This window comes from uncultured Veillonella sp. (genome assembly GCF_963524655.1).
In the GTDB taxonomy this organism is placed as follows: Bacteria; Bacillota; Negativicutes; order Veillonellales; family Veillonellaceae; genus Veillonella.
Genome location: NZ_CAURHA010000064.1, coordinates 1 through 4,200 on the forward strand (window position 1 = coordinate 1; position 4,200 = coordinate 4,200).

Consider the following 4,200-nt stretch of genomic DNA (forward strand, 5'->3'; position numbering starts at 1 on the left):
TCATGGCGAGACGATTGCGAGACTCTAATAATGATCCGATGTTGATTATTTTACTATTGGTCCCTATTTTAGGATGGATTGCTTTATTGTATTTATTGTGCAAACGCACATCGCCTATTCAAGCTCAACCGGATATATCTAACGTCGATGTAAACGCATATAACAACGAAGCAAACGTATATAACAATGATGTAAACACGTTACAAAAGCAATCTGTATCTGGCGTGTTTATTCTGGGGTTATTAGTGCTAGGCTGGCTCGTTAATAGCGCTGGCAGTGCAATGATAAATCATAATTTTATGGTAGAAGAATTTGCATACAGTAATTTAGAACCTAGTGCGTTAACGAAAAAGGCTAATCGTTTATTAGAAAGTGAAACGGCTACGACAGAGGCTCGCTCTATAGTGCGTACATACTACGAAAACCTTGGTAAAGAGGATTATCATGGTGCATATCGCCAGTTAAGTGTACGAGAAATGGAGCGATACGGTACGTTTGAGCTATGGCAACAAGCGGTAGCGAAGGCGCAACATCCTAAAGTAGAAACGATTCGGCTCGACTACGTGTCTCAAGATAAAGAAGATGATTATACTTTCAACTATACTGGTTTTATAGTGACCTTTGAAAATGGACACGACCCTGTTCTGGTTCGTTTGTACGACGCAGGTAAGGGCTGGGGTATTATTAGCATTGAAGACGTGGAGGAGGACTAGGTTATGGCAACTATCAATACATATGATTTGAACTATACCGATGCCTTCAAGCTAGGTATCAAAAACTATGCTAACTTTAACGGTCGTGCTAGCCGCAGTGAATATTGGCGCTTTGCCGCAGGTATCACAATGATTCAAGGCGCCTTAGGGATTTTTGCTATGCTTTGTAATGCCTTGGGCCTTCTTAATTTTGAAAGCATAGTCGATAAAATTGGTTTCGCCGTGTCCATGTTTTTATTAATTCCAAATATTGCGGCTACGGCGCGACGTATGCATGATATTGGTCGTAGTGGTTGGACGCAGCTGATTTCATTTATTCCTGTTGTAGGCTTCTTTATATTCTTAACCTATGAATTGCGCCGTGGCGATCAAGGGGAAAATGCTTATGGCGAAAGAACGGGCTATATCCCTGTTACATCTGATATAAGTAAGGAAACAGGTCTTGAAGAAACGCCGTCTCGCCGTCAAGACTGGATTATGGGGATTACCATCTTCCTTATCCAATCTATTCAAATTGCGGATATTGTAGGTGAGCTATTATGGTTTGGTTTTAACGGGAATGGATACATGTAATGATTACCTGTATTTATTAACATACTCATTATTTTATTTTATAAAAGTTTAACAACTCTTTTATAGACAATATAACACTTTGTAGTAGAATGAATATAAGATGAATTCAAAATTATAGATATTAAGTAAGAAATAATATCTTAGTTACTATATGTGTTATGTGCAACAGGACCTTTTGAGCTTTACTGTTTCCTGTCTGTCGATGGAAGGAGTTTATTATGAAATCTTGTCCATATTGTGGACATGAAGTACTGAGAAATGATCGTTTTTGCCCAGACTGTGGGCATGTCCGCAAAGCCCCAATTTCCTTAGATAAATATAATCTAGGATTGATTGAAAACTTCAAACAATGTTTAGTATATAAATATGCTGACTTTGAAGGCCGCGCGAGTCGTAGTGAATATTGGAATTTCTTTTTAATGTATCAATTGCTATTCGTAGCAATTTTGTTCACCTGTGCCTTTTTAAGTTATATTAGCCCCCTCTCTAGTGCAGTAGGTGTAGGCTTCGGCTTAGTCATTCTTGTTCTCTTATCCGTAGTGATGGTCATCCCTGGCGTGGCCGTTGCGGTGCGTCGCTTGCACGACCAAGGTCGTTCTGGTGGCCTCGTATTTATTGGCTTTGTGCCTGTAATCGGGACAATTATCCTATTGGTTCTAATGGCTCTTCCTGGTGAAAGCCACTCAAACCGCTTTGGTTCTCCTACAGGACAAGTAATCTTAACAAAACAAATGGCTCATGAAATCGGTCTTATCGATGCAACACCAACTATGGGACTCACAGCGGGACTACTCTGTGCAATCTTTGTACTGTGGTTTTTGGTAGATCAATTACTTACAACAAGTGTGATGTAAAATGATAACTCTCCTTATAGCTTCACTATAGGGAGAGTTTTTTATAGAATATAATTATATAAATGGTTAATATAATGCATATGTTATTCCCAAAATATATAGAAATTGAAATTCAAAATGATAGATAAAAATGATATAATGATATTTGCTTTTATTTTTATTTTATTTGTTATTTTATAGGAGAGAATACAATGACAGATTTATCTATCAAAAACCTTTCGTATGTAGATAACTTCAAACATACGGTTATGGGCAATTTTGCTAATTTTAAAGGCCGTGCAAGCCGCAGTGAATACTGGCGTTTCTATGGTATCACAATTGTTATTGCTGGTATCATTAATGTATTGAGCGCACTTTTTATGGACACTGCATTAGCAAGCGTTGTTGGTCTTATTTCCATGGCGTACAACGTTGCAATTTTGTTGCCTTCCATTGGCCTTGGCGTTCGTCGTTTACATGACGTTGGTAAAAGTGGTTGGATGCTTTTAATTAGCTTAATTCCATTTGGTATTATCTATGTTATCTACTTGCTCGCTCAAAAGGGTGATGAAGGCGATAACCAATATGGTTCCCCAGTAAGCTATGAAACAATCACAGCTGAAGAAGCTCTCGCACTGGCCTTAAAGAAACTCCATCTGAAGATATGGATCGCAAATTCATGTTCGCATGCATCGGTATCGTTATCTTCGAAGTAATCCTTATGGGCATCGTTGCATAAGCATAAATATATCTACAAAGAAAGCCTACGTATGTAGGCTTTTTCTTTTTAGTTAATTTAGATGTCTATTTATTGTCGCATATTGTTTTGACACTACTATTTTAATACAATAGTTTTACTAAATATTAAATGTATATAGGAGAGCGTGTATGAGTGGTATAAATTGGTGGCGTCGCTTAGGGACGGTCGCTTGCGTATTGGTGTCATTAGGTTGTGTTAGTGGTTGTCAGTGGAATTTAGATAATATAAAGCAATATAGTCAAGATTCATCAGCGAAAGACATTAAAAAAGATGAAACAAAGAGGGTGTTTCGATTCTATTTGGCTGCTACAAATGAGTTTAACTACAATGAGGTTAAACACGGGAACCAATATGATCTAATCTGGCAACAGGCAGGTGCAAATGAACCACTAACAGGTTTTAAGGTACAGGATTATGAGCGTCTTGAACAGGAATTAGTAGCTGCTAAGGAAGCAGGCCGTTCTTACGAGGATCTTGAAAGCACAACAGATGCTCTATTGCCTATCTTGCATGATATTGTAAATGATGTAAAGGCTTTAGATTCATACTATAAAGCAAAGCAGTATGAAAAAGATAATTATGCATTTAGTCAAGCTACACTGGCTAAGCTTTCAGCGTTATTAGATGTATTTGAACCAAAATATGAAGCGTTAAATGAGGCAGTTACGGCTGCTCATAAAAAAGAACGTAATAAAGATATTGAGTTGATGCGTTCGAATGGTCAAGTGAATGGCGCTCATATGGTTGAGATGATGGGGTACTATAGTGATATCGTTAGCCATATAATTGACCAAGGGCCTAATAGTGATGTGCAATGGGTGAAAGTCCAAAAGGAAGCAGCAAATGCAATTGTACCTAAGTTCACATCTGTAGAGGTACAAAATCGGATTGATCAAGCTAAGAATCTTGATGCGGCTATTGATACATTTGTAGCTAATCAGAGTGCAGAGGCATATCATGAGATAATTTCACAATATAATGAGCTGGCTCGGACTCCGATGAATTTTAAACTGCTGGATAAAGTGCAAGATACCTATATACCTGAAGGTGTATAGTTTACTTATTGACAATTTCCCCAGTTGAGCCCTATAATTATCTATTATATGAATATTGCGTTGAAAAAGACGGCACGTCTCAGACGGATTTAGTAGAGACCAAACTCATGGGCTGAAAGGTTTGGAAATCTAGAGATTTGCGGATCACTTTGGAGCAAGCGGCAACGCCGCCGGTGAACACCGTTATATGTTTAAGTGGCTCTTCTATAGAGTCAGTAGGGTGGTACCACGGATATTACGTCCGTCCCTTCGGGGACGGGCGATTT

At 38.4% G+C, this 4,200-nt stretch carries 5 protein-coding genes; all 5 read left to right on the top strand.

The features are described from left to right. On the top strand, nucleotides 1-713 hold a 713-nt coding region (locus tag RYM16_RS08795; RefSeq protein WP_314983373.1), incomplete at its 5' end, for a DUF805 domain-containing protein. A 3-nt stretch (nucleotides 714-716) separates the two neighbouring features. After that, nucleotides 717-1,286, top strand: coding sequence for a DUF805 domain-containing protein (locus RYM16_RS08800; RefSeq protein ID WP_314983374.1), 570 nt, complete (start codon nucleotides 717-719; stop codon nucleotides 1,284-1,286). A gap of 218 nt (nucleotides 1,287-1,504) precedes the next feature. Continuing rightward, the gene (locus RYM16_RS08805) at nucleotides 1,505-2,140 is read left to right on the top strand and encodes a DUF805 domain-containing protein (protein WP_314983375.1); all 636 of its coding nucleotides are present in this window, start codon (nucleotides 1,505-1,507) and stop codon (nucleotides 2,138-2,140) included. Between the two features lie 191 nt (nucleotides 2,141-2,331). After that, the gene (locus RYM16_RS08810; protein WP_314983376.1) at nucleotides 2,332-2,835 is read left to right on the top strand and encodes a DUF805 domain-containing protein; all 504 of its coding nucleotides are present in this window, start codon (nucleotides 2,332-2,334) and stop codon (nucleotides 2,833-2,835) included. 172 nt (nucleotides 2,836-3,007) lie between these two features. After that, entirely contained in the window at nucleotides 3,008-3,934 is a 927-nt protein-coding gene (locus tag RYM16_RS08815; protein WP_314983377.1) for a DUF3829 domain-containing protein, read from the top strand. Nucleotides 3,935-4,200: the final 266 nt, after the last annotated feature.

What these genes read in the sequence shown, in the direction of transcription:
- RYM16_RS08810 (WP_314983376.1), top strand. Translation starts at nt 2,332, where the DNA reads ATGACAGATTTATCTATCAAAAACCTTTCGTATGTAGATAACTTCAAA.
- RYM16_RS08800 (WP_314983374.1), top strand. Translation starts at nt 717, where the DNA reads ATGGCAACTATCAATACATATGATTTGAACTATACCGATGCCTTCAAG.
- RYM16_RS08805 (WP_314983375.1), top strand. Translation starts at nt 1,505, where the DNA reads ATGAAATCTTGTCCATATTGTGGACATGAAGTACTGAGAAATGATCGT.
- RYM16_RS08815 (WP_314983377.1), top strand. Translation starts at nt 3,008, where the DNA reads ATGAGTGGTATAAATTGGTGGCGTCGCTTAGGGACGGTCGCTTGCGTA.